1 protein-coding gene is annotated in these 1,087 nt (G+C 76.1%); it reads left to right on the forward strand.

Annotated elements, in window-relative coordinates:
• On the forward strand, positions 1 to 1,087 hold a 1,087-nt coding region (locus tag HGA02_RS20070; protein WP_484482064.1), incomplete at both ends, for an ATP-binding protein.

Raw genomic sequence — 1,087 nt, forward strand, 5'->3', positions numbered from 1 at the left:
GGGCGCGGCGTTCGGGTCGGCGGGCGTGTACCTGGAGCGGCTCATCACCGCGGCGCGGCACGTCGAGGTGCAGGTGTTCGGCGACGGGCTCGGCCGCGTCGTCACGCTCGGCGACCGGGACTGCTCCTTGCAGCGGCGGCACCAGAAGGTCGTCGAGGAGGCCCCGGCACCCGCGCTGCCCGACGCGGTGCGGCAGCGGATCGCCGACGCGGCCCGCGACCTCGCGGCGTCGGTCCGGTACCGCAGCGCGGGGACGGTCGAGTACGTGTACGACGCCGAGCGCGAGGAGGCGGCGTTCCTCGAGGTCAACACGCGCCTGCAGGTCGAGCACCCGGTCACGGAGGCCGTCTACGGCGTCGACCTGGTCGCGTGGATGATCCGGCTGGCCCAGGGCGACACGAGCACGCTCGACACCCCGTTGCACCCGCGCGGTGCGGCCGTCGAGGCGCGCGTCTACGCCGAGAACCCCGACCGCGACCACCTGCCGTCGGCGGGGACCGTGACCGCGTTCGCGGTGCCCGCCGACGTCCGCGTCGACACGTGGGTCGAGCCCGGCCTCGAAGTGTCGACGCACTACGACCCGCTGCTCGCCAAGGTCGTCGCGTCCGGCGCCGACCGGGAGGCCGCGTGGGCCGCGCTCGACGCCGCCCTCGCCGGGAGCCGGCTCGACGGCGTCGCGACCAACCTCGGCCTGCTGCGCAGCATCGTCCGCACGCCCGAGGTCGCCGAGGCCCTGCACCACACCGGCACGCTCGCGCACGTCCGCGACGCCACGCCCCGCGTCGAGGTGGTCCGGGCGGGCATGCTCACGACGATCCAGGACTGGCCGGGCCGGACGCACCTGTGGCACGTCGGCATCCCGCCGTCGGGCCCGATGGACGACCTGTCGTTCCGCCTCGGCAACCGCGCGCTCGGCAACCCCGAGGGTGCGCCGGGCCTGGAGTGCACGATGGCCGGGCCGGAGCTGCGCTTCGTGACGGGTGCGACCGTGCTGGTCGCGGGTGCGCCGACGCCGGTCGCGGTCGACGGTGCGCCCGTGCCGCAGTGGGAGCCCGTCGACGTGCCCGCGGGCGGCGTCCTGACGGTC

Origin of the sequence: Cellulomonas septica (assembly GCF_012396155.1) — a bacterium.
GTDB lineage: Bacteria > Actinomycetota > Actinomycetes > Actinomycetales > Cellulomonadaceae > Cellulomonas > Cellulomonas septica.